Genomic DNA, 23,639 nt, shown 5'->3' with positions numbered 1-23,639 from the left:
CCAGGTGGAGCGCATGTTTTTCGGCGATCATGAAGGCTTGCATCAGCAATGATCGTCATTGCGCCCAGCGTTTGAAAACAGCTGCGGCATCCGGATCCTTCAGACGCGGAGTCGAAATGTACACACGCATTCTTGTAGCGGTCGACGGCAGCAACACCTCCCGCCGTGCATTCGAAGCAGCGCTCGCGCTCGCCAAATCCAGCGGCGCGGTTCTGCAGCCGTTCTATGTGGTCGAGAACACACCCATGTATTTCGAAGCGCCCGGTTACGACCCGTCCGTCTTGCGCAATCGTCTCGTCGAGGAGGGCAAGGAACTCGGCGCCGAGTTCGCCAAGGCCATGGCCGAGCAAGGCGTGAAAGGTGACCTGGTGGTCAGCGAGGCATCCACGATCGACGACGTTTCCGTGGTCGTGCTCAAGGCCGCCGCCGACTTCAACGCCGACCTGCTGGTCATGGGCACGCACGGGCGACGCGGTTTTCAGCGCCTGATTCTCGGCAGCGTCGCCGAGCGCTGCGTGCGGCAGGCGAGCCTGCCCGTGCTGCTCATTCCGTCCGCGGCGGGCAAGTCCGGCGCCGCGGATTGATTCGCGCCGCGCCAGTGCGCAATGCGACTGCCTGTCGTATCGACCGCGCGCGCTCAATCAGCAAAACAATCTCCTTCTGCCAGGGTATGAGCCGGGCTTGCCCGCTCATCCTTCATAGCAGTCCATCAACAAATTCACGAACGCCGGTGTGACATTGCTCAACACGCCTGACTGCCCGAACGTGTCATTTTGACGCGAAGCGGGCAACGCGGCAGATGGGACAATCTGTCGGTACCCCACCACTGGCTGCAGAACATGCTCACTCCTATCGCTGTTACGGACTTCGCCGGCACTGCCGAACCCGCAGCCTCCGCCGCAAGTTCGTTGCCGGTGCGCGGCAGCCGTCGCGCGGCGCCGTCAAGGGCAAGCGCGCGTTCCGCCGCTCGCTGTTCGAGTTGCGCCATGCGGCAGCTCTGCATGCCCCAAGGTTTGTCGCCCGACGAACTGATGAAACTCGAAACGCTCATCTGTTCCGCGCGCTCCGTTCAGCGCGGCGAAGCGCTGTATCGCAGCGGCGACCGCTTCGACAATATCTACGCCGTGCGCTCCGGTTCAATGAAAACCGTCATGGCGCACCGCGACGGCCGCGAACAGGTCACCGGTCTGCGGCTCGCGGGCGAAGCGCTCGGCCTCGACGGTATCAGCGACGACGTGCACGCCTGCAGCGCGCTCGCCCTCGAAGACAGCACGGTCTGCATCGTCCCGTACACTGCGCTCAAGTCGCTGTGCCGCGAAATCAGTTCGATGCAGGAACGCATGCACAAGCTGCTGGGCGAGCAGATCGTCCGCGAAGCCGCGCAGATGATGGTGCTCGGCTCGCTCTCGGCGGACGAACGGGTCGCGGCATTCCTGCTCGACGTCTCCGAACGGAACGCGCGGCGAGGCTATTCGTCGGCGGAATTCAATCTGCGCATGACACGCGAGGACATGGGCAGCTACCTCGGCATGACGCTCGAAACCGTGAGCCGCACCCTGTCAAGATTTCAAAAGCGCGGCCTGATCGACACACAGGGCAAGCACATCCGGATCGTCGATCTGGACGGTCTGCAGCAAGTCTAGGCTTGCGGCGGGAGACGGCCCGCGCCCCCGCCGTCCCTTGCGCACACCTTTTTCACGCGCTTTCGTCTTGGCATGGCTCCTGCGAGCGGGTACAGTCTTTAGTCCGTCCCCCGCAAGGAGACCCGGCGAAATGAATCGCGACCCCGCCCCGCATCACCCGCTCGTGCAGCGGCTGATCGAAGCGCGTCAAGTGACTGACGCACTGTTTTCCATCGTCAAACCTGGGTTTCTGTATGAACGGCCGATCCGCGAGCGTCACCGGATCGTGTTTTACATCGGCCATCTGGAAGCTTTCGATCGTAATCTGTTCGATCAGCGCCTGTGCGATCTGCCGGCGTTCGATCCACATCTCGACCAGCTTTTTGCCTTCGGCATCGATCCCGTCGACGGCGGTTTTCCGACCGATCAACCGAGTGACTGGCCGTCGCTCGACGTCGTTCGCGGCTACGGCTCGCGTGCGCGCGAGCAGATTGACCGTGAGCTCGACGCGTTGACACACGCCGCGCAACTCGACCGCAACGGTGCCCAGGCCGACGCCTCGGAGCAATTGTTGAACGTGGCGATCGAGCATCGGTTGATGCATGCTGAAACGCTGGCGTACATGCTCCATCAGTTGCCGCTTGCGCAGAAGGTCACGGAATTGCGCGAGCCTGTCGTGACGCGTGGGGAACCACGGGACGCATTATCGTCGATGGTCAGCATACCGGCCGGCACGACTGTACTCGGCATGCCACGTGACGGCGGACGCTTCGGTTGGGACAACGAGTTCGGCGAAATGCAGGTCGAGGTGCCCGCCTTTGAAATCGACCGCCATATGGTTACGAACGGCGCATTCCGCGAGTTCATCGAGGCAGGCGGCTATCGCGAACCAAAGTGGTGGTCGGAGAAGGATTGGGCGTGGAAAGAAGCCGAGCACATCGAGCATCCCGCGTGCTGGTCTCGGCACGATGCAGACGGCCAGGCTAGCGGTTGGACATTTCGCACCATGTTCGACGAGGTGCCGCTGCCGCTCGACTGGCCCGCGTATGTAAGCCACGCCGAAGCCAGTGCGTACGCACGCTGGGCAGGCAAAGCATTGCCAACCGAGGCGCAATGGCAACGTGCGGCACAAGGCGCGCCGTACGCCGCGTCGGGAAATTTCGATTTTCGCAGCTGGGATCCGCGACCGGTAGACGAGTATCCGGACAACGTCAGCGCATTCGGCGTGGAAGGACAATTCGGCAACGGCTGGGAGTGGACCTCGACGGTGTTCGATGCGTTGCCTGGCTTCGAAGCTTTTCCGTTTTATCTGGGCTATTCGGCCAACTTTTTCGATGGTCAGCACTATGTGATCAAAGGCGGTTCGGCACGCACCGCGCAGTGCATGCTACGGCCGGCTTTTCGGAATTGGTTCCAGCCGCATTATCAGTATGTGTATGCGGGATTTCGGTGTGTGAGGTGATGATGAATGAAGCGATAGCTGACGCATAAAATCGGCTATTGCTTTATTCCTGGAAAAGTCATCTATCGCTTTGCCGTTGATGTGAAACTCAAGAACTTCAAGCGGGAGATTTTTCCTTTACCCACAGGAAGAGCCGGTCTTCTCGGCTCCGTCTCTGAATCATGATCCGGCTCTACGCGAACACGTTATGCCGCCTGAACGCGAGCCCGTCGCGTTCAAATTGCGCCTTGAGCTCACGCAGTTTGCGCCCAATTTTCTGAACAGCCTTCGCCGTCTGCGCCGCCGAACCATAAAAAGATGTCGCTCGCTCAGCCCCAATGCCATGTCCGGAAACAACTGGCCCAATCTCCTCTCGTGCACGGCAAGCCTCCCGGCAAGAATCGAAAATGTTATGTCCGGCGTGTCGGCAAGTATCACGGGCAGCAGTGTCTCGAGTTCAGCCGCGCTCCCCGTGGCTCGTCGGTAGCAGGTGGGATCCGCAATTTGCGCTTCGGTGCATCGCGCTCAACGCAGTACATCGACCACCTGCGCGACAGCTTTCGCTCCTTTTAGCTTAGCTAAACATACAGCCGCTCGCGGCAGCGCGGCGGCGATCTTCTGCTCATTTGCTGACCGGCCGTCGCGAGTTGAAACTACGCGTTCAACATAGATGTCCCAAACGAGCGTTCGATACGCATAGACATTTATTGACGAGGGCAAGTCGGTCATTCAGCCAAGCCGATCGCCGCGCGAATTAACACTGCCGCCGCGCGCGGGCGCGTCTAACGCTGTCGCTGCGCGAGTTAATCCCGCCGCCTAGCAACGTTCGCCCAAGCGTACCTTCGTAGTTCCTCGCATCAGTCACGACTGTTTGAAGGTCATACGTCGTGATGCGACCCGGCTCCCCGCGCATGATGATTTTCTGGGCCAGACGTCGTACAAACTCTTTGATAAATGCGGCGCTTACCCCCTTAGTTTCATCAACTGCGGGGGCGCACCCGATCAACCTTCGCGAAACAGAAAGCTATATGCGTTCAACGCCGGCACGCCGCCAAGATGCGCATACAGCACTTTCGAGCCTTCAGGGAACTCACCACGTCTCACTTTATCGATCATGCCGTGCATGGACTTGCCTTCGTAGACGGGGTCAGTCAACACACCTTCCAGCTTTGCGCACAGGCGGATAGCCTCAAGGGTGCCTTCGTTAGGCAAGCCGTATTCGGGACCGCCATACCTTTCGTCTAGCACGATATCGTTCAACGTAATGTCACGTCCCAGTTCCACTTGTTCGGCCGTGTGCCGCGCGATCCGGTGAATCTGCTCACGGGTTTTTTCAGGCTTCGCCGATGCATCTATACCAATCACGCGATCCGCGCGTCCGTCCGCCGCAAAACCCACGACCATGCCGGCCTGCGTGCTGCCCGTGACCGAACAGACCACCACGTAGTCGAACCTAAAACCAAGCTCCGCCTCCTGCTGGCGCACTTCTTCCGCAAAACCCACGAAGCCTAGGCCACCTAGCGGATGGTCGGAACAACCTGCCGGAATCGCGTAAGGCTTGCCGCCCGCCTGGCGCACGCTTTCCAGCGCGTCTTCCCAGCTCTTGCGGAAGCCGATGTCGAAACCATCCGCGACCAGGCGTACATCGGCGCCCATGATGCGCGACATCTGGATATTGCCGACCCGGTCATACACAGCGTCCGAGTAGTTCACCCAGTTCTCCTGCACCAGCACACACTTCATGCCCAAGTGAGCGGCAACGGCTGCGACCTGACGCGTCTGGTTCGACTGAATCCCGCCGATAGAAACCAGCGTGTCGCAGCCTTGTGCGATCGCTTCCGGGATCAGGTATTCGAGCTTGCGCGTTTTATTACCTCCGAATGCGAGGCCGCTGTTGCAGTCTTCGCGCTTGGCATAGAGCTCGACCTTGCCGCCAAGATGTTCTGACAGCCGTGCGAGCGGCTGGATCGGCGTCGGCCCGAATGTGAGCGCGTGGCGAGGAAATTTCTTTAGGTTCATGTATCGCTCCGGTGATCAACCAAGTCGTCGCATAGCTTGCGTCGATGAGAAGTATGGTAAAAAACTTTGCCGGAATTTGGGTTGCGAATATATTGTTGTTTGTTTAATTCTCACTGAATGAATGTCTGGCTAACGTAATTACTGTGCGGAGAAATAGTGATGAGCGCAACAAAAGTTCGTACCGACGCGCGTGGGAGCGATCATCCGAGCGTTGAATTGGACCGCGTCGACCGCGCGATCCTCAAGCTGCTTCAGCGCGACGCATCCATGTCAAATGTTGCGCTTGCGGCCAAGGTGAACCTGAGCGCGCCAGCGTGCTTACGCCGTGTGGAACGGCTTAAACAAGCGGGTCTGATTCGGGGAATCGTGGCGCTGCTGGAGCCAAAGAAGCTCAACGCAGGCATGATGATCATCATCGGAGTAGTGCTGGATCGCTCCACGCCTGAGTCCTTCGCCGCATTCGAAAAAGCCGCGCAGAAGGTTTCGGGATGCATGGAGTGTCACATTGTGACGGGTGAGTTCGACTGCTTCATGCTGGTACGCACGCGCGACAGCGAGAGCTTTAACCGCCTGCACGCCGAACAGTTGTTGTACTTGCCCGGTGTACGGCAGGTCAGGACCTTCATGGTCTTGAAGGAAATCCTATCGACAACCAGTTTCCCCATCTAGCGTACAGTAAACGTTCATCGTGTATCGAAAGCGGGCAACACCGCGCCGGATCGCGATGCTGCGGACCAAGCTCGATGGGCGGCCCTCAAAGCATCCATTACCAAAAATTCGGGCTACTCACGGCAGCTGCCCTATAGGTTATCCCTACCTCCATGTCACGCATGTTATCGAATGAGCACTTCAGCGTTCGACGTTTGCAGCCGTATACCTTAAGGAACGAACGGCGGCAGTCGGCATTTTCGGCGGCTATCTGACTATTTAGTTACTGAGCAAACTGATTATGCCAACATTTATTTCCAATTTGCCCATCGCCAAGCGACTCGGCGCGGGCTTTGTTCTGGTGTTGATCATGTCGATGATCAGCATTGTCATAGGGCTTGCGCGCCTGTCGTCAGTGGCGCGAGCAACCCGCGATCTAGTTGCCAACCCAATACGGACCGAACGGCTTGTCAACGACTGGTCGCGCAATATCAATACCGCCGTCACCCGCACCACCGCGATTGCCAAGAGCACCGACCCTGGCCTTGCCAGTTACTTTGTGGAAGAAGCAAAGGCTTCGTCCAAGGTTTCAGGAGCATTGCAAAATTCGATAGAAGTCTTGATGACCTCTGAAGAGGAAAAGACATTGTTTGCCGCGATTGGTGAACAACGTAAAATTTTTCTCGCTACCCGCGACCAGATCTATGCGCTGAAAAAGGCAGGCAAAGCCGAGGAGGCGAACCGGTTGCTGGAGCAACAGTTTATCCCGGCCGCCAGGCTCTTTGTGGCGAAGGTCGACGCGTTAGTGAAGCAGCAACGCGAAGAAATTGACAAGGTGGCCACGCGAATCCAGGCCAACTACGAATTCAGCCGCACGCTGATGATCGCTCTTGGAGTGGTCAGCCTGCTGCTGAGCATGGTGTGTGCGTGGCTGATCTCCGGCAGTATCACCAGGCCGCTGGTAAGAGCCACCGGGGTGGCCCGCCAGGTCGCTGAAGGCGATTTGACCGCCCGTATCGATAACAGCGGTGCCGACGAAGTCGGTCAATTGCTCAACAGCCTCAGAGACATGCAAACCAGCCTCGTGCGAGTTGTCTCCAACGTCCGTTCCGGCTCAGAAACCGTTGCCACCGCCAGTGCCGAAATTGCCCAGGGCAACGACGATCTCAGCGCCCGCACTGAAAGCCAGGCCAGCGCCCTGGAAGAAACCGCCGCCGCCATGGAACAGCTCAGTTCCACCGTGCGCCAAAACGCCGACAATGCCCGCCAGGCAAACCAATTGGCAATGAACACATCTGAAGTCGCTATTCAGTGCGGCCAAGTCGTCAATCAGGTCGTCGATACCATGAAAGGTATCAACGACAGTTCCAGCAAAATCTCCGACATCATTGGCGTCATCGACGGCATCGCCTTTCAGACCAACATCCTCGCTTTGAACGCCGCGGTGGAATCCGCCCGTGCCGGTGAACAGGGCCGCGGCTTCGCGGTAGTGGCCAATGAAGTACGCAGTCTGGCCGCGCGTTCGGCCGACGCGGCCAAGGAAATCAAAAAGCTCATCAGCGCAAGCGTGGAACGCGTGGCCCAAGGCTCGGCCCAGGTCGAACAAGCCGGTCTCACCATGACTGAAGTCGTCCGCTCCATTCGCCGCGTCACCACCACCATGGGTGAAATAGATGCCGCGAGCAACGAACAATCCTTGGGCGTGGCGCAGATCGGCGAAGCGGTCACCCAGATGGACGAGGCCACTCAGCAAAACGCTGCTCTCGTAGAAGAAATGGCCGCAGCGGCCAATAGCCTGCGCAACCAGTCACACGAACTCGTACAGGTTGTCTCGATCTTCAAGCTCAGCAGCGCAGATATTGCCGCGTCGCTGGGTTGAGCGAAATGCGATGACTGTTTCGAGTGCACTGTGATTTCACCTGAAAGGCGAGCGATACATTCGGGATCGCCCCATTCTTCCGGGGCTGGCGGAGAGTCTCTCGATCGACACCGTTAGTCAGGGTGCACGAGCGGCGTCGGTTCAGCCGATTTGTGCATCTTTTTATTGTGCGAATGTTCACTTACACAAAATTTTCGTACATTGCAGGCTCGGCGATATATCCTAAAGTAAATTTCTAGTATTTTCTTCGCAATGAGATTTCTCGAAAAGTTCTTTACAATTTAATTCAGAGATGCGGCGTACAGCAACTATCTTCCCTTTTAAGCTGCGAGCGAAAGTCATCGACATGTCGAGAATTCGAACCATGAGCCTTAGATGCTTCCGTCGCTACCTACTTGCTTTCGGCCCTGCATCAATTCATCCCTAGTGCGGCTGAATGCGCACCTTGCGGGCGAAGTCCAGTGTTCGCGAAGCGTGGGGAACGCTACGCGGCGATGAACGCAAGTCTACTGATCGGCCCATTGTTACTCGCCTCTAGCTTGCCAGGCGTTTTAAAAACAGCTTAGCCTTTCCGGAGGGTGCAATGGGTAGCCTCAATTCGCATGATATGTCGAGCGTGAATTGGGATTGGATACTACCGGCATCGGAATTTACGCAACTGTGCATCGTCGTTGACCAGAGCATTCCGACTCCGGCTGCTCGGGCGCTGGCGAAGCGTTTCTCCGGAGTACCTCAAGTCTCGCTGCTGCGAATTCCCGAGCCTGCACATCTGCATCGAGAATGGAGTAAATACAGCGAGCACCAGACATCCGCCGTGGCCACGGTGACAGGAGACGCCGCCAAATCGATGCGACCGTTATCACGAGCAGTAAAACTGTTGCTATGGTCCAGTGCGCCGGAAGAGCTGGATTGGCTCGGCGGTATTTATGGGCAGCCTGTCTTGCACACGCGTTATCGAATAGATACGGACGAGGCGTCGGCTATTCAGTTCGGGATCGAACGAGTCTTTGCTGTTCTCCGCGAAGTCGTAAAGTGCAACGTGGCGACCGGTTATTGACCACATTGGACGTATTAACAGCAGTTTCATTGCTAAGCCCTGACTGCTCCGCCCGAAGCGTTTTCAAGCTCCTCGACGAGCATCGTACTGAATGTTTCGAGCGCGCCCGACAGAAATCTTCCGCGTAGCGATTGCAACTGGACACTGCGCAGTTGCATAGCCGGATGATCGACTGGAATCGCGATCAGTCCGTCCATTTCAAGGCGAGCTTTAACGGTCAGGAGGCTCGTTAGCGAAACGGCGCCGGCCAGTTGGGTAAATACGTACAGCATGCCGGTGTTGTTGCAGGTCAATATCGGATCGAATCTCAACCCTTCCAGAATCGATGTCATTTCGAAAATCTGCCGGATCGTGGTGTCCTGGTCCGGCAGTGCAATCGGAAATGAATGAATGTCGGCAAGGGAAACCCGCGCCATGTGAGCGAGGGCATGAGAGCGCGGCATGAGCGCGTAGATAGGCGCCTGTCTGGAATGCAGGACGACGATATCCTCGTCCCTGCTAACGCTGAAAGTGAGGCCGAGGTCCACTTTCCCACTGCCGACAAGCACGGTCACTTCTTTCGGTGCGACCACCGCGACCTCGAAACGCGTTCCGGGAGACTGCTCGGAAAATGACGCGATAGTCCGCGGCACCACGTCGCGCGCGAATGCTTCCGACACGGCGATCTTGATTACGCTTCGATCGAATGTATAAAGCGCATGGATTTCGTCCAGCACCTGCTTCTCTTCCAGCAAAGTTCGGCGCACGTAGTTCGCAAGCAACCGCCCCGCCGGATTAAGCACCATTCCGCGCGGCTGCCGGTCGAACAGCTTGCTCCCGACCTCCTCCTCGAGCCTTGCGATCTGACGGCTGAGAGCGGAAATGGTGACATGCATCTGCTCGGATGCTTCCGCAAGCGAACGCGTGTTGGCGACGGATAGAAAGTAGCGCATCGGTGTACTGAGCATGATGGTGGTGGCGCACTTGAAAATTAAGAAACGGGACCCTGCAAATAAGTCAATTGCGATGCAAGTTTTGTCTTCGTACGCTGCTCTCGTCAATCGGAAGTCTAGAGTCGAGAAACGGAGGTCCATCATGACACGCAGTAAATGCATCGGCAACGCCGCCTCCTGCTTCGATTCCGGAAGATTTCTCGCAGACTTGGATCGCCGGGTTCGCATGCGCACCGAAAGTCAATGCGCCTCGGGAATGCCTGTTCTCCATGAATATTTGCGCGCTGAGATACTGCCGCGTATCGAACCGCTCGGATTCAGCGGCGTGGTGCTCGCCAATCCCGTCGAAGGCAGTGGTCCGATGTTACTTGCCAGCCGTATCGAAGATCCGTCGCTGCCTACAGTCTTGCTCTACGGACACGCGGACGTAGTCAGAGGCCAGGATGATCAATGGGAGCCAGGACTTTCGCCGTGGTGCGTGACAGTGAAAGGCGATCGTTGGTACGGCCGCGGCACTGCGGACAACAAAGGACAGCATTCGATCAACCTGGCCGCGCTTGAGACGGTTTTGCAGGCACGTGGCGGGAAACTCGGCTTCAACGTCAAGCTGCTGATGGAGACCGGTGAGGAAACCGGCTCGCCGGGACTGGACCAGTTTTGCGAGCGCTACCGTGACGCGCTCGCGTCTGATCTACTCATCGCGTCGGATGGCCCCAGGGCCCAGGCGGACCGGCCGTGCATTTTTCTGGGCTCGCGCGGCCTTGTTAACTTCACGCTCTCGCTGCAACTGCGCGATGGTGCGCATCACTCAGGTAACTGGGGTGGTTTGCTGCGCAATCCGGGAACCGTGCTCGCTAACGCGCTGTCCGCGTTGGTGGATGCACGCGGCAGGATACTGGTCGATGCGTTGCGTCCGCAGTGTATACCGGAGGCGGTGCGCACTTCGTTGCGCGACATTGCCGTGGGCGGCGGCCCGGGTGATCCCGTCGTCGATACGGACTGGGGAGAAATCACACTGAGCCCGTCCGAACGAGTTTATGGTTGGAATACGCTCGAAGTGCTGGCTTTCACGACTGGCAATCCAACCAATCCCGTGGGAGCCATCCCGCCCACGGCACGCGCCCATTGCCAGCTTCGATATGTGGTCGGCACGCAGTGCGACGACTTCGAGGCGATCGTACGTCGCCACCTGGACGAACACGGCTTCAACTGCGTGTCGGTCGAAGTCGGCGATCGCATGGCCGCCACGCGTCTATCTCCGGATGACGCGTGGGTCAACTGGGCGCTCGAGTCGATTCAAGCAACGACCGGCAAGAAGGTGGACCTGTTACCTAACCTCGGCGGCTCAATACCCAACAGCGCGTTTGCCGATGTTCTCGGCTTACCAACGCTCTGGATTCCCCATTCGTATGGCGCTTGCTGCCAGCACGCTCCCAATGAACACTTGCTCGGCAGCGTTGCCCGAGAAGCACTGCAAATGATGGCTGGTTTGTTTTGGGACCTCGGCGAAGACGGTGCCGACATTCTTGCCCGGAGGTAACGACAGTAAACGATCGATGGACTGGTCTGAGCTCGCGCCGTCGAACGGGCAAATCGATTTCTCTATATGGAGCATGTCATGGATACACCCGCAAGCGTGAGCACCAGCTTTCTTTCCCAGCCGACGAAAACCAGGTTTTACCTAACCATATTTGCTGCAACTATCGGAAACGCTTTGGAATGGTTTGACATCCTGATTTATGGATTCTTTGCAACGACAATTGCGAAGACGTTTTTTCCGGCATCCAGTTCGTCACTATCGCTGCTGGTTACGCTTGGTACCTTCGGCATTTCTTATCTTGTTCGACCCATTGGCGCGCTGGCACTTGGCTCCTACGCCGACCGGCACGGCCGAAAAGCGTCGATGCTGGTATCGATCACGATGATGATGATCGGCACACTGACCATCGCCGTCATGCCAGGATACGCAGCAATTGGCGTGGCCGCACCTGTCGCTGTGCTTGCTGCCCGTCTGCTGCAGGGCTTTTCCGCGGGAGGCGAGTTTGGAAGTACAACCGCGTTTCTGGTCGAGCAGGCGCCGCACCGAAGCGGCTTTATGGCGAGCTTCCAGTTCGCGAGTCAAGGGCTAAGCTACCTACTGGCTGCGGGGTTCGGCGCGGTGCTGACCAGCACCCTGGACACGGCCTCCATGGAATCATGGGGCTGGCGTGTTCCGTTTTTCTTTGGAATTCTGATCGGTCCAGTCGGACTATACCTTCGCAGGCAGTTGAAGGACGAGCATAACCTGGACAAATCGCCTGTTTCCCATACGCCTGTCAGGACCGTTCTAGCGCATCAGAAGCTGCGTATGCTGCTCTCGATCGGCGTGTTGGCCGCCTCGACCGGCACGAGCTACGTAATTCTTTATATCCCGACCTATGCGGTCAAGCAACTCCACATGCCATCGTCGTTCGGATTCACAGCGACTGTCTTGACAGGTGCAATTCTGATGCTCGTACCGCCATTTGTTGGCGTTCTCTCCGATCGGGTGGGCCGAATCCGCTTGATGGCGGCCTCTGGCGTAATCTTCACGCTGTCAATTTACCCGGTGTTCAACGCATTGATCCGTCATCCGACCTTGGGCGCGTTAATGGCAATGATGGCGTGGGTCGGTTTGCTGAAAGGCGTATATTTTGGTGCTCTGCCCGCATTGATGTCTGACGCCTTTCCTAAAGAAACACGCGCGACCGGTATGGCAGTCAGCTACAACATCGGTGTAACGGTCTTCGGCGGGTTCGCGCCATTAATCGTTGATTCTCTAATTCAACTCACCGGCAACAAGCTTTCACCTGCCTTTTATCTGGCATTTCTCGGCGTAGTGAGTCTAGCGGCATTGTGGAAATGCAAAACCGTGTTGCGGTTGCGCTAAATCCGGCATCCTGCGAATTGACTTGCATGCTCACAGGCTTCGACGGGGCGATGCACCCGCCTTTTCAGCATGATTCGACTCGACGACGACCGCCCGCTTCTCGCTGACCTCGGAAATTGGGTTGCCGGCAATGAAGCGATGCATGTGATTCGCGCATCGGCGCAGTACACGCCTGCGAAAGTGCGCGCGTTCATCGACTGGATGGCGGAGGTATTTGCGGATCCGCCTTGGATCGGCGGTGGGCGTAAGCGACGCCGACGCGATTGACGTAGCCGCCGCGGGCAGCGCCGCCTGACAGCGCAAGTTCTGCTTAACTCTTCGCCAAGCAGTATTTCAACGCACATTGCCGCGATGGCACGCTCAAGATCTGCTTTAAACCGACGCCGGACCTGCTCCCCTAAAAAAGATCCTCATGCCGGCAATTGACGAGGATTTCCGCGACGCTCGCCGAGTTCGGCAGTTCAATCGTGTTGGCGACAATGCGTGCCAAATCTTCCGGTTGTGTCATGGCTTCGGGCGCCAGGTCGGCGATCCCCGCCGCCATGTCCGTGTTCACGAAACCCGGGCAGATGGCGGTCGCACGAATGCCGTCGTCCCAGCCCGCGCGCCTGACCGCGTGGTTGAGCGCGATCACCGCATGCTTCGACATCTGATAACCGGCATTGAGGTTCTTCACACGCTTGCCCGACAACGACGCGATCTGCACCACGCGAGCCGCGCCGGCGCGGCGTAAATGCGGCAACGCCGCCTGAATCAGACGGAACGGCGCCTTCACGTTGATATCCAGCGTTTCTTCGAGCATCTCGTCGGTGCCGTCTTCGAGACCGATGGGTTTGCAAATGCCCGCATTGCTGACCAGCACGTCGATGCGGCCGAACGCTTCGACCGTCGCCGCCACCCAGCGGCGCCCCGCCTGCGGATCACGCGCTTCGTAAGCGCAGACGAACGCGTCGAAACGGTTCGCGAGCGAGGCCGGATCCCGCACGCCCAACGACAAACGATAGCCGCGCCGCGCCAGTTCTCTCGCAATCTCGAGGCCGATGCCGCGACTCGCGCCGGAAATCATCGCTACCTTTTGCGCGGTTTGCATGGCTGCTCCCTAGAAGCCCGCGTCGATCACGATTTTCGTGCCGTCGCTGAAGCGGTTCAGACGAAATGCGTGAGGATTCACGAGCGGCGTGTCGTTGGTGACGAGGTCCGCCATCAATTGGCCCGCCGCCGGGCCGATGCCGAAGCCGTGGCCCGAAAAGCCGGTGCCGATAAAGAGCCCCGGCACGGCGTCCACGCCGGAGATCACGGGAATGGCATCCGGTGTGACATCCATATAGCCGGCCCAACGCTGCGCAATACGCGCGCCGGCAAGGTGCGGAAACACCTTGACGAACTCACGCAGGCCGCCGTCCACATAGGCGGCGATCGGCTCGGGATCGAGTGTGCGTGTCTGTTCGAAAACAGTGGGCCGATCGAGCGCCCAATGACGCGGACGACGCAATTCGTCAAAAAAGCGCGCGCCGATGCCGATCCGCAGCGAACCCAACTGGCTCTTCAACGCCTCGATGTATTGGAAAAACAGGCGGAAACTGTCAGGAGTCAGATCGCTATAGGTGCGAAAGCCGTATGCCACGGTATAGCCGCCGTCCGCGCGCTTGCGAAACGCGAAATGCTTGTTGCTGGCGCTGCACGTGGGGCCGCCCGCAATCGGTTCCGTACGCAGCACCGACGCGCGCACGAGCAGTTGCGGCAGATCGACGTCGAGATTGCCGCAGAACAGCCGCGACCACGCGCCGCCTGCCACCACCACGCTCTGACAACGAATCGTGCCGTGCTCGGTGACGACCGCGCTGACCCGTCCGCCGCTGGTTTCGATGCCGCGCGCGGCACAGGGCGTGAGAATCCTGACGCCGCGTTTGCGCAACGCATTGGCGATGGCAGGCGCGGCCTTTTGCGGCTCGGCACGGCCGTCGCCGGGCGTATATAAACCGCCCTTGAATGTTCTTGCCGCGCCCGGCAACAACGCGGCAACATCTTTCGAGTCCACCAGCCGCGTGTCGAACGCGTTGCCCGCTACGCCCCGAGCGTTGTCCAGCCACGTACGATGACCTTCCATGACCTTGTCGTCCTCGGTCATGTAAAGGATGCCGCACTGGTTGAAGCCGGTTTCGATGCCGAGCGTTTCGTCGATCTTGCGCCACAGTTTCAGGCTTTCAATGCTCAGTTCGAACTCGCGCATGTCGCGGTGCGTCACGCGCACCCATCCCCAGTTGCGGCTGGACTGTTCGCCCGCGATATGGCCTTTCTCGCAGAGCGCCACGCGCAAGCCCTTATTGCTGAGAGACAGCGCGGTGCTCACGCCGATAATCCCGCCGCCGATCACGACGACATCCACTTCCGCGGGTACGTTCGTGTCGTCGGCGACGACGTCGACTTGTGGTCCCATATTATTTTGCTGCCCTGCCGATAGCGGTTATTGAGGTTGTTTGGCGATGCTGGCGTTGGGTGTTTCGGCTTCGGCGGCCTGCGCCTTTCGCTGTTTGCGGCGCGTGCTGCCTTGACGGGGATTCGCGAAGCGATTGGTCCAGCGGTCGATGTGATTGATCGCGTGCGTCAACGGCACGGTAATCAACAGATAGACCGCGCCGGCGGCCACTAGCGGCGACAGATTGGCGACATTCACCGACGTGTTCTGCCCGATGGTGAACAGATCGCGCTGCGACGTCAGCAAACCGAGAAAGTAGACGAGACTCGAATCCTTCACGATCGAAATGAACTGGTTGGCGAGCGCCGGCAGAACGCGCCGGATGCCCTGCGGCACGATCACGTGACGCATGCCGCTCCAGTAGGTCATGCCCAACGCCTGACAGGCGGAGAGCTGGCCGCGCCCGACGCTTTGAATGCCCGAACGGAAAATCTCCGCGATATAGGCCGACGAAATCAGGCCCAGCGCGACGATGGCGAGCGGATAAGGATTGGGCCCGAAAATCGACAGGCCCACCGGCGCCAGACCCTGGCCCACCAGCAGAATGACCAATGCCGCGGGCAGCCCGCGGAACACGTCGATGAACACCTGCGCGGGCAGCATCAGCCAACGTGTGTGCGATACCGCCATCAACGCGAGCACCATGCCGGCGACAATACCGAGCAACGTCGAAAACACCGACAGCACCAGCGTATTGACGAGACCAGTACAGAGCAGCGACGGCAGCGAGCCGATCAGCAAGGGCCAGTCGAGAAAGTTCTGCAGGAATGCATTCATGGCGCGCTCCAGTCTGTGCGTCGGCGGCAAGCGCGTTGCCGCCTCGTCCACTAAACGTCCGGTTGAATCGTCAGCTCAAGTTAACTGCCGCTTTTCATCGCATACGGCGGCAGACTGGTCGGCTTCGGATAGCCCGGATGGAATTGCTGGTAGAGCTTGAGCCACGTGCCGTCCGCGACCAGTTCGTTGAGCGTCTTGTTCAACGCGGCTTCGAGCTTCGCGTTGCCTTTGCGGACCGGAAAACCGGCCGGCAGATTCACCGCGGAAATATCCAGCTTGTCGGCAATGTTCACTTGTGGGTACTTGCTCTGCAGCCCCGCCACCAGCGTCTTGTCGACGAAGTAGCCGTCGATGTACTTCGAGCGTAGCGACAGGAACCCGGCGTTCAGATTAGGAAAGCGCACGATCTGCGCGCCGGGCAGGTAGCTGTCCGAGTACGTGTCTTCGATGGTGCCCTGTATGACGCCGATCCGCTTGCCCTTCACCGACGCCAGATCACTCGAGATCGGGCTGTCGGGCAACGTCGCGACGCTGAGCAGTCCGGTCAGGTAGCCCTCGGAGAAATCGACCATCTTCAGGCGATCCTTGGTGATCGAGATCGACCCGGCGGCCAGATCGATCTGCTGATTCACCACGCTCGGCAGCAGGCCGCTAAAGTCTTGCGCGCGGAAGTCGGCGCTCAGGCCAAGTTTGCCGGCAATCGCGCGCAGCAGTTCGACGTCGAAACCGGTCATCGTGCCGTTGTCGACGTAAGAATACGGCTTGTTGTTGGCATCCACGCCGGCAACCAGTTTGCCGGGAGTCAAGGTGCCGACGTCGTCGGCAAACGCGGGGACAGCGGCGGCGAGCGATAGCGGGAAGACTATCGCGACGAGGCTTAGGAATTGGCGAAATCGCATGATGTTTGCTCCGACGAAGAGACCACAGGTGAAAAGAATGACGGCGAAATCAGTGCAAGATCCTCGAGAGAAAATCGCGTGCGCGCGCCGAGCGCGGACGGTCGAAAAATGCGTCCTTCGTGCCGTCCTCGACGATGGCGCCTTGATCCATGAACACCACGCGATCGGCCACGCGCTTCGCAAAACCCATTTCGTGCGTGACGCAAAGCATCGTCATGCCCTCCTGCGCCAGTTCGGTCATGACGTCGAGCACTTCGTTCACCATTTCCGGATCGAGCGCGGAAGTGGGCTCGTCGAACAGCATCGCGACCGGGTCCATCGAAAGCGCTCGCGCAATGGCGACGCGTTGTTGCTGGCCGCCCGAAAGTTGCGACGAAAACTTGTCCTCGTGAGCGCGCATGCCCACGCGTTGCAATAGCACGCGTGCCTTGTCGGTGGCTTCATCACGGCTTCTCCTCAACACGCGGGTTTGCGCGAGCATCAAGTTCTCACGGACGGTGAGATGCGGAAACAGCTCGAACTGCTGGAACACCATGCCAACGCGCGTGCGCAGTTCGGCGAGCGCGGATTTTTTCAGCGCCGACGGTTGACCGGCCACCGCGATGCCTGCGGCCACGATCGCGCCTTGCTGAACCGGTTCGAGTCCATTGACGGCCTTGATCAGCGTCGATTTGCCGGAGCCGGACGGTCCGCAGATCACGACGACTTCGGCCGCCTGAATGTGCGCCGAACAATCGCTCAGCACTCGATGTTCGCCATACCATTTCGACACGTTATGCAGCGAAATCATCAGCGGCTCCTGGTTGACAGTGACGTGCTTCATGACAGCGCGGCACGTGCGCGGCCGTCCCACAAGTCGTCGAGTTGATAAAGCGCGGTGCCGACCGGCACGGCCCAACGGCTTGCGATGCCCGCGGCGCTGACTGGGAACGCGCCTTCGCCGAATGCGCCGGGCTCGGCATCGACGCCGAGCAGGTGCCGCGCGACGCGCTGCCCGAGATAGCTCATCAGCGCGACGCCATTGCCGTTGCACCCCAGCGCATGGTAGATGCCGTCGTGCACGCCGATATGCGCGAGCCGGTCGCCCGTCATTGCCACATAGCCCTTCCATGCGTGCGTGATGCGCACGTCGCGCAGCGCCGGCCAAAGCTCGATCATCTTCGCGTACAGAATTCGCGCGGCTTCGCGTTCGCTCACTTCGCGAATCGCCGGCCGCGAGCCGAAGATCATGCGGGTGCCGTCGGGCGAAGGCCGCGTGTAAAACAGATTGCGTTTCGAGTCGCTGATCATTCTGCGTCCCGGGTTGAGCGCGGCCATCAGTCCGGCGGGCAGCGGCTCGGTCGCGATCTGGTAACTCGCCACCGGCAACACGCGGCGCGACAGGAACGGCAGCAGCGGACCGGTGTAGCCGTTGGTCGCGATCAGCACCTGCTTCGCGTCGATGCGGCCGCGGGCGGTATGCACGAGAAAGCCCGCGCGGTGCCGCTCGATTCGCTGCACCGCGGCGTGCGAATGCAGACTCGCGCCACGGCGTCGCGCCAGCTGTCGCAGCGCGCGATGATATTTGGCCGTATGCAGCCCGCCGTATTCGTCGACCAGAATGCCGCCGTAGTAATAATCGGAGCCGATCAGCGCACGCTGGTCCGCGCGAGGAATCACGTGCACCGTGACGCCGGTTTTTTCGTGCAGCAGTTCACCCTGTTTGCGCAGATGCTCGAAATGCCCTTGCGTGAACGCGCCGAAGAAACGGCCGGTGATCTGCAGATCGGCGTCGAGCGCTTCGTCGGCGATGATGTCTTGCAGGTACTCGAAACTCGCCATCGATTCGTGCATGAGACGGGTCAGCCGCTCAGGGGAGACGCCTCGAATCGCGTTGGTCAGTGCGAGCTTTTGCCCGCTCGACACCATCCCGCCGCTGCGCGTACTGCCGCCTGCGCCGATTTCCGCGGCGTCGAGCACGGCCGCGCTCGCGCCCTGGCGGGCAGCCTCCGCAGCTGCCGAGAGGCCGCAGTAACCGCCGCCGACGATCGCCAGATCGACACGCTCGGGCAACGGCTCGCGCGCCGTTTCGGGCGGCGCCGCATCCCACCAGTAGGGGGCGAGCTTGAAATCGTCGTGAAAAAGCAGCGCGTCGGGTCGCATGGAATCTCGCGGTTGACTGTCGCGACCCAGTGTAGGTTTGCGTCGTTTATCCGGTCAAATACGGCCAAAAACGTCTGCCATTCATTTTTGATATGGCATGCTGAACGGCATGTTGTCGTAACCGGCAGGGTGAACAGCATGAATCAGCGGCAAATCGAGGCATTCAGGCTGGTGATGCTGCGCGGGTCAATGACGGCCGCGGCCGAGGAACTCGGCACGTCGCAACCGAGCATCAGCCGCCTGATTTCCGAACTGGAGGAATCGACCGGCCTCGCGTTGTTCACTCGTAACGGCGGCCGGATACAAGCCACGGATTCCGGCAGCGCGTTCTATCGCGAGGTGGACCGGAGCTTCGTCGGGCTGGAAAAACTTGCGCATTCGGCCCGAGAGATTCGCCAGCTCGGCACGGGACGTTTGCGGCTCGTGGCTGCGCCGGTGCTCGCGTTGTCGTTCGTGCCGGCCGTGCTCGAGCGCTTTCTCGCGGCGTATCCGCGCATTGCGGTGTCGTTGGAAATGCGCAGCGAAGGAACGATCCAGCGCTGGGCGTCGGCGGCGTATTGCGATATCGGTTTCGCCACCACCACGCCGAATGCGTTCGGCGTCACCAGCGCCGAACTCTATCGGTTGACGGGCGTGTGCGCGCTGCCCGCCGCGCATCCGCTTGCCGCGCGCAAGCAGATTCGCGCGCACGATTTGCGCGGTCAGAGTTTGATCCTGCCGTCGTATGCCGACGACACGCGCTCGTCGCTCGACCGCGTGCTTCGGCAAGCGGAAACGAACCAGGTGCCGACTATCGAAACGCCTTATGGCGCGACGATTTGCGCGATGGTGTCACGCGGGCTGGGGGTGGGCATTGTGAATCCGCTTGTCACGCTGGACGCGAACCCAGAGCACATCGTGTTCCGCCCGTTTTCACCCGATGTGATGTTCCGTGGGTTTACCGTTTGCCCGCAACTGCAGCACACCAATCCGGTTATCGAGGCTTTTCTGGCATTGACTGCCGAAACGATGCGCGAAATGGCCGGGCGGTTTGCACAGTGACGCAGGGTCATCGATCTCCGAATCGTCAATGTCTTCACGGTAGCCAACCCTAAACCTGTCCAACCAAAAAATTCTCAAGAGACGCCAACACCTCATCCGGCGCATCCTCGGGCAGCAGATGGCCGCCGGGCAATCCCTTGCCCGTCACGTTAGCTGCCCATCGGGACCACGCTTCGAGGGGCAGGATGCTTCTCGCCTTCTGTTCGCTCTCGCTCCACAGTACCAGGACCGGACAGGCAAGCCTTCGGCCTGCAGCCAAATCGCTCGCGTCGTGCTCCAGGTCCTCGGAAGCAGCGGCGCGATAGTCTTCGCACATGGCGTGGCGCACGTGCGGATTCCTGAAGGCCGTTCGATAGACGTCGAGGACCAGGGGATCGATCCGCTCAAGACCGCCCGCCATCTTCGCCAGTGCAGTGTCGAGATAAGCGTCCGGATCAGCCGCAAGCATCCGCTCCGGGAGATCGCCCGGCTGTGCCAGGAAGAACCAGTGCCAGGCGTTGAACGCGAACGTCTTGTCGATAGATGCAAATGCATCGAGCGTCGGTATCACGGTCAGCGAGGCATACGCGGCGACGCGTCGAGGATGGTCGAGCGCAAGCCGGTATCCTGCCCGAGCGCCCCGATCGTGCCCGACCACTGCGAAGCGCTCGTGCCCGAGCCGGCCCATCAGCGCGACCAGCGCGCTGGCTACGCGACGTTTGGTCCATCGCGGCTGATCGCTGCGGGTGCGGCTGTCGCCGTACCCCGGCAAATCCGGCACGATGACGGTGTGCAACTTCGCGAGGGTCGGCGCAATCAACCGCCACGCGACGTGAGTTTGCGGGTACCCGTGCAAAAGCAAAACCGGCGGTCCGCTCCCGCCGATCCTGCCGCGAAACGAGACATCGTCTGCTTCGACGTCAAGCCTCGCGAAGCCCGGAAAGAAGTCCTTCGCGACTTCATGCTCCATGGTTCTCTCCTCGTAAAACGTGACTTCATTGCTGCGACGCCGACCTGACGAACTCGGCCAGATCGCGATTGAAACGCTCGGCTTCCTCGATGAACGGCGCGTGCCCCGAGTCCGCGTAGACCTTGCTGACGATGTGCGGATTCAGCGCGGTCGCGCGCGCCAGCGCCGCGTGGGTGTCGACCAGCGCGTCATGACCGCCGTAAATAAAAAGCAGCGGCACTCGCGCCTTGCCGAGCCCCTCCGCGGCGAATACCGTCATCGTCGGCACTTCCTTTTGCATGTCCCACGATGCCATGGCGGCGTTCGCGAGCAGCCGGTCGAACGTGTCGGCGTCAGGCCGATGGTTGAAACAAAGGCCGACGAAGGTGCGCTCACCGTCGAGATGCGTCTGCAGATCGGGAGAATTCATGTCCCGATAGACGTCGGGGTGATCGACGATCTGACCGGGAGCGAGCTCGACCACGCCATCGACATACACGGCGCCCGCGATCGCGCGGTCGCCATACCTGGCGAGGTAGTTTGATATCACCACGCCACCGAGCGACCATCCGACTACGACAGGCTTGAGCGCGTGTGAACCCTGGATCACCGCTGCGAGGTCGTCCCCCCAGCGGCTTCCGTCGTGATATGCCTGTGGGCCGGATGGCTTGTCCGACAGACCGTGGCCGCGCAGATCGTACGTAATGATCCGGTACTGGCGCAATTCGGGGCTCCGCACCTGCGCGTCCCAGTTCAGGCGGCTGCCAAGCAGCCCATGCACCAGAATAATGGGCGGCCCGTTCGGGTTGCCGCTTTCCTGAACCGACAGCTTTACACCATCCGTCGATGCGACTGTATAACTGGTCGGCGCTGCCATGGCGTCGGCTGCGGACGCGAACAATGTTGCCGCCGAAAGCGCGTAAATCAGAAAGTGAGGGAACGTTCGTAAGCTCATTGCCTTTCCGTGGAGAGTGTCAGTGCGCCTAGTCTCAACCCTCACACTGATGTGAGAGTCAAGCGAATTGTGTTAGCCTGCTTTTCATGAAAGACAAGCCTTCACAGGAACTGCTGACAATCGGACAACTCTCGCAACTCACCGGCGCGAGCGTGCGGTCGGTCCGTCATTACGACGAACACGGTCTGCTCGCCTCGGTACGTGCGAACAATGGCTATCGCATGTTCCCCGAGAAGGCAGTCACGCAGGTCAAGCAGATTCAGCGCATGATCGCGACGGGTTTCACCATCGATGATATTCGCGGCTTTCCGGACTGCATGCTTCTGATCGAAGGCGCCCGCTCGTGCGACCAGATCACCGACGTCCAGCGGACACGGCTCGAAGCCATCGATCGCCAGATCGCGGACCTCGAAAAGCGTCGCGCGCGGCTCATCAAGACCCTGCTCGAAGGTGCGGTGCCGCCCGTTGACTGACTCGGACCGCGGCACACGAAAATCGCCCTCAAACGGGAACGTTGGACGCCGCTTTCTTCCTGCGAATGTCCGCGCGCAGGCTGTCGTATTCCTCCTGACTGATCGGTGCTGCATCTCGCCGGCCGAGCGCGTTGACGGGCAGCCGGTAGGTTTCGCGCGCCGTCCATGCGCCTAGCGCGCCGATGCCGCAGACGACCAGCGTGATCGTCCCCACGATCAACGGGATGTGCTGCGTGCCGGGCGGCACGGCGGCGGCGATGAACGCCGGCACGATCGCGGTAATGGCCGTGCCGATGTTCTGGCCGATCGCCATGGCGGTAACGCGGATACGCGTCGGGAACAGCTCAGGCATGAAGCTCGGATAGACCGCGTTGAAGCACTGATACACCACGCCCCACATCACGATCGCAATGACGATCGCCAGCATGGCATTGTGCAGACTGATCGCATAGAGATACGCATAAGAGAGCAGACCCGAGGCAAGCGCGCCGAATATGATGAGCGGCCGGCGTCCCCATCGATCGGACAGACTGCCTGCGAAGGGAATGAAGAACATCGCGGTCAGATTGGCGAGCAGCGGAATCCAGAGAAAGAATCCTTTCGAAAGACCGATACCGTAAGCGGGCTGTACCGCATAGGCCGCGCCGAAGATAGAAGTCACCGCGAGGATGATCGCAATCAACGCGATTGCGGCAATGCGGACGATATCCCGCCAGCCATCGCGCAACGCTTCCTTGACGGGCGACGCGGGAATCTGCCGCTGTTGCGCTTCATCAACGAAAGCCGGTGTTTCCGACACTTTCCGCCGGATCACATAACCGGCTACGAGCACGAGCACACTCAGCAGGAACGGGACACGCCAACCCCACGCCAGGAACTGCTTCTCGGGGAGATAGTAGGCGAGCGGCATGAAGATGGCCGCCGCGAACACCTGGCCGGCGGTCACGCCCTGCATCGCATAACTCGCAAAGTAGCCGCGACGGCCGAGTGGCGCATGCTCCAGCACGAGGGAACTGGAACCGGAGATCTCCCCGGCGACCGCGAAGCCCTGGATGAGCCGCAGGATCACGAGCAGGATCGGCGCTGCGAAGCCCACTTGCGCAAATGTCGGCAGAAGACCCACAGCGAGCGTCGACAACCCCATCATGAACATGCAGGTGAGAAGCAGGTTCTTGCGGCCATGCGTATCGCCACGACGGCCGAGCACCAATGCGCCGACTGGTCGCGCGAGATAGCCGACGCCATACGTCGCGAGCGACGCGGCAATCGCAACGCGACTGTCTCTGGACGGAAAAAATAGTTGCGGAAAAACCAGCGCGGCGGCTTGCGCATAAATGAAATAGTCGTAGTACTCCAGCGCCGAGCCTATCCACGCACTCGCGGTGGCGGTTCGTGCCTGATTACTGCCCTGCTGATGCGTTGCTGTCATTTCGTCTCCTGCA

Annotated in this window: 22 protein-coding genes; 10 read left to right on the top strand and 12 right to left on the bottom strand. The window is 59.9% G+C overall.

What is annotated here, in order from left to right:
• Positions 1-116: 116 nt before the first annotated feature.
• The 3 genes from B0G81_RS04995 to B0G81_RS04985 all read left to right on the top strand — a co-directional run bounded on the left by B0G81_RS04995 (position 117) and on the right by B0G81_RS04985 (position 3,084).
• Positions 117-584, top strand: a complete 468-nt coding sequence (locus tag B0G81_RS04995) for a universal stress protein (protein WP_134133735.1) — start codon at positions 117-119, stop codon at positions 582-584.
• Between the two features lie 402 nt (positions 585-986).
• Positions 987-1,643 carry a helix-turn-helix domain-containing protein gene (locus tag B0G81_RS04990; RefSeq protein ID WP_116123142.1) on the top strand — a complete coding sequence of 219 codons (657 nt, stop codon included), beginning with the start codon at positions 987-989 and terminating at the stop codon, positions 1,641-1,643.
• A 130-nt stretch (positions 1,644-1,773) separates the two neighbouring features.
• Positions 1,774-3,084, top strand: a complete 1,311-nt coding sequence (locus B0G81_RS04985) for an SUMF1/EgtB/PvdO family nonheme iron enzyme (RefSeq protein WP_134133734.1) — start codon at positions 1,774-1,776, stop codon at positions 3,082-3,084.
• A 504-nt stretch (positions 3,085-3,588) separates the two neighbouring features.
• Here B0G81_RS04985 and B0G81_RS04980 read toward each other — a convergent pair.
• Together B0G81_RS04980 and B0G81_RS04970 are read right to left on the bottom strand one after the other, a co-directional pair.
• Positions 3,589-3,792, bottom strand: a complete 204-nt coding sequence (locus B0G81_RS04980) for a hypothetical protein (RefSeq protein ID WP_243856361.1) — start codon at positions 3,790-3,792, stop codon at positions 3,589-3,591.
• A gap of 273 nt (positions 3,793-4,065) precedes the next feature.
• Positions 4,066-5,082 (bottom strand): 1-aminocyclopropane-1-carboxylate deaminase, encoded by a 1,017-nt coding sequence (locus B0G81_RS04970; RefSeq protein WP_134133733.1) that lies wholly within the window; start codon positions 5,080-5,082, stop codon positions 4,066-4,068.
• A 159-nt stretch (positions 5,083-5,241) separates the two neighbouring features.
• On the opposite strand from B0G81_RS04970, the gene B0G81_RS04965 reads away from it, so the two are divergent.
• From B0G81_RS04965 to B0G81_RS04955, 3 genes are all read left to right on the top strand, one after another.
• Positions 5,242-5,751 carry an Lrp/AsnC family transcriptional regulator gene (locus B0G81_RS04965; RefSeq protein WP_134133732.1) on the top strand — a complete coding sequence of 170 codons (510 nt, stop codon included), beginning with the start codon at positions 5,242-5,244 and terminating at the stop codon, positions 5,749-5,751.
• 280 nt (positions 5,752-6,031) lie between these two features.
• Positions 6,032-7,609, top strand: a complete 1,578-nt coding sequence (locus tag B0G81_RS04960) for a methyl-accepting chemotaxis protein (protein WP_134133731.1) — start codon at positions 6,032-6,034, stop codon at positions 7,607-7,609.
• Positions 7,610-8,192: 583 nt separating this feature from the next.
• Positions 8,193-8,666: a hypothetical protein gene (locus B0G81_RS04955; RefSeq protein ID WP_134133730.1), complete on the top strand. Its 474-nt coding sequence runs from the start codon at positions 8,193-8,195 to the stop codon at positions 8,664-8,666.
• Positions 8,667-8,698: 32 nt separating this feature from the next.
• Here B0G81_RS04955 and B0G81_RS04950 read toward each other — a convergent pair whose 3' ends face one another.
• Positions 8,699-9,760 (bottom strand): LysR family transcriptional regulator, encoded by a 1,062-nt coding sequence (locus B0G81_RS04950; protein WP_243856360.1) that lies wholly within the window; start codon positions 9,758-9,760, stop codon positions 8,699-8,701.
• Here B0G81_RS04950 and B0G81_RS04945 point away from each other — a divergent pair.
• On the top strand, positions 9,741-11,138 hold the full coding sequence (locus B0G81_RS04945) for a M20 family metallopeptidase (RefSeq protein ID WP_134133729.1): 1,398 nt from the start codon (positions 9,741-9,743) through the stop codon (positions 11,136-11,138). The genes B0G81_RS04950 and B0G81_RS04945 overlap by 20 nt on opposite strands.
• A 78-nt stretch (positions 11,139-11,216) precedes the next feature.
• A complete protein-coding gene (locus B0G81_RS04940; protein ID WP_134133728.1) occupies positions 11,217-12,506 on the top strand; it encodes an MFS transporter in 1,290 nt (429 codons plus the stop codon).
• A 397-nt stretch (positions 12,507-12,903) separates the two neighbouring features.
• Here the strand turns inward: B0G81_RS04940 and B0G81_RS04935 are convergent, their stop codons facing one another.
• The 6 genes from B0G81_RS04935 to B0G81_RS04910 form a co-directional block, all read right to left on the bottom strand.
• Positions 12,904-13,596: an SDR family NAD(P)-dependent oxidoreductase gene (locus B0G81_RS04935; protein WP_243856359.1), complete on the bottom strand. Its 693-nt coding sequence runs from the start codon at positions 13,594-13,596 to the stop codon at positions 12,904-12,906.
• A gap of 9 nt (positions 13,597-13,605) precedes the next feature.
• Positions 13,606-14,943: an FAD-binding oxidoreductase gene (locus B0G81_RS04930; RefSeq protein WP_134133727.1), complete on the bottom strand. Its 1,338-nt coding sequence runs from the start codon at positions 14,941-14,943 to the stop codon at positions 13,606-13,608.
• A 27-nt stretch (positions 14,944-14,970) separates the two neighbouring features.
• Positions 14,971-15,759, bottom strand: coding sequence for an amino acid ABC transporter permease (locus tag B0G81_RS04925; protein WP_116123132.1), 789 nt, complete (start codon positions 15,757-15,759; stop codon positions 14,971-14,973).
• Positions 15,760-15,839: 80 nt separating this feature from the next.
• Positions 15,840-16,658 (bottom strand): transporter substrate-binding domain-containing protein, encoded by an 819-nt coding sequence (locus B0G81_RS04920; protein ID WP_134133726.1) that lies wholly within the window; start codon positions 16,656-16,658, stop codon positions 15,840-15,842.
• 49 nt (positions 16,659-16,707) lie between these two features.
• Positions 16,708-17,448, bottom strand: a complete 741-nt coding sequence (locus B0G81_RS04915) for an amino acid ABC transporter ATP-binding protein (RefSeq protein WP_134142997.1) — start codon at positions 17,446-17,448, stop codon at positions 16,708-16,710.
• A gap of 29 nt (positions 17,449-17,477) precedes the next feature.
• Positions 17,478-18,800, bottom strand: coding sequence for an FAD-binding oxidoreductase (locus B0G81_RS04910; RefSeq protein WP_134133725.1), 1,323 nt, complete (start codon positions 18,798-18,800; stop codon positions 17,478-17,480).
• A gap of 138 nt (positions 18,801-18,938) precedes the next feature.
• On the opposite strand from B0G81_RS04910, the gene B0G81_RS04905 reads away from it, so the two are divergent.
• Positions 18,939-19,841, top strand: a complete 903-nt coding sequence (locus tag B0G81_RS04905) for a LysR substrate-binding domain-containing protein (protein ID WP_134133724.1) — start codon at positions 18,939-18,941, stop codon at positions 19,839-19,841.
• Between the two features lie 49 nt (positions 19,842-19,890).
• Here the strand turns inward: B0G81_RS04905 and B0G81_RS04900 are convergent, their stop codons facing one another.
• Both B0G81_RS04900 and B0G81_RS04895 read right to left on the bottom strand, forming a co-directional pair.
• Complete coding sequence (locus tag B0G81_RS04900; protein WP_134133723.1) at positions 19,891-20,790, bottom strand: alpha/beta hydrolase; 900 nt, start codon at positions 20,788-20,790, stop codon at positions 19,891-19,893.
• Between the two features lie 25 nt (positions 20,791-20,815).
• Positions 20,816-21,724, bottom strand: a complete 909-nt coding sequence (locus B0G81_RS04895) for an alpha/beta hydrolase (RefSeq protein ID WP_134133722.1) — start codon at positions 21,722-21,724, stop codon at positions 20,816-20,818.
• Between the two features lie 86 nt (positions 21,725-21,810).
• On the opposite strand from B0G81_RS04895, the gene B0G81_RS04890 reads away from it, so the two are divergent.
• Positions 21,811-22,197: a MerR family transcriptional regulator gene (locus B0G81_RS04890; RefSeq protein WP_134133721.1), complete on the top strand. Its 387-nt coding sequence runs from the start codon at positions 21,811-21,813 to the stop codon at positions 22,195-22,197.
• Positions 22,198-22,225: 28 nt separating this feature from the next.
• On the opposite strand, the gene B0G81_RS04885 is transcribed toward B0G81_RS04890, so the two are convergent.
• Positions 22,226-23,626: an MFS transporter gene (locus B0G81_RS04885; protein ID WP_134133720.1), complete on the bottom strand. Its 1,401-nt coding sequence runs from the start codon at positions 23,624-23,626 to the stop codon at positions 22,226-22,228.
• Positions 23,627-23,639: the final 13 nt, after the last annotated feature.

Origin of the sequence: Paraburkholderia sp. BL6665CI2N2 (assembly GCF_004366535.1) — a bacterium.
Taxonomy (GTDB): Bacteria; Pseudomonadota; Gammaproteobacteria; order Burkholderiales; family Burkholderiaceae; genus Paraburkholderia.
The sequence above is the reverse complement of the archived record's forward strand: the minus strand, read 5'-3'. Positions and strand labels throughout refer to the sequence as shown.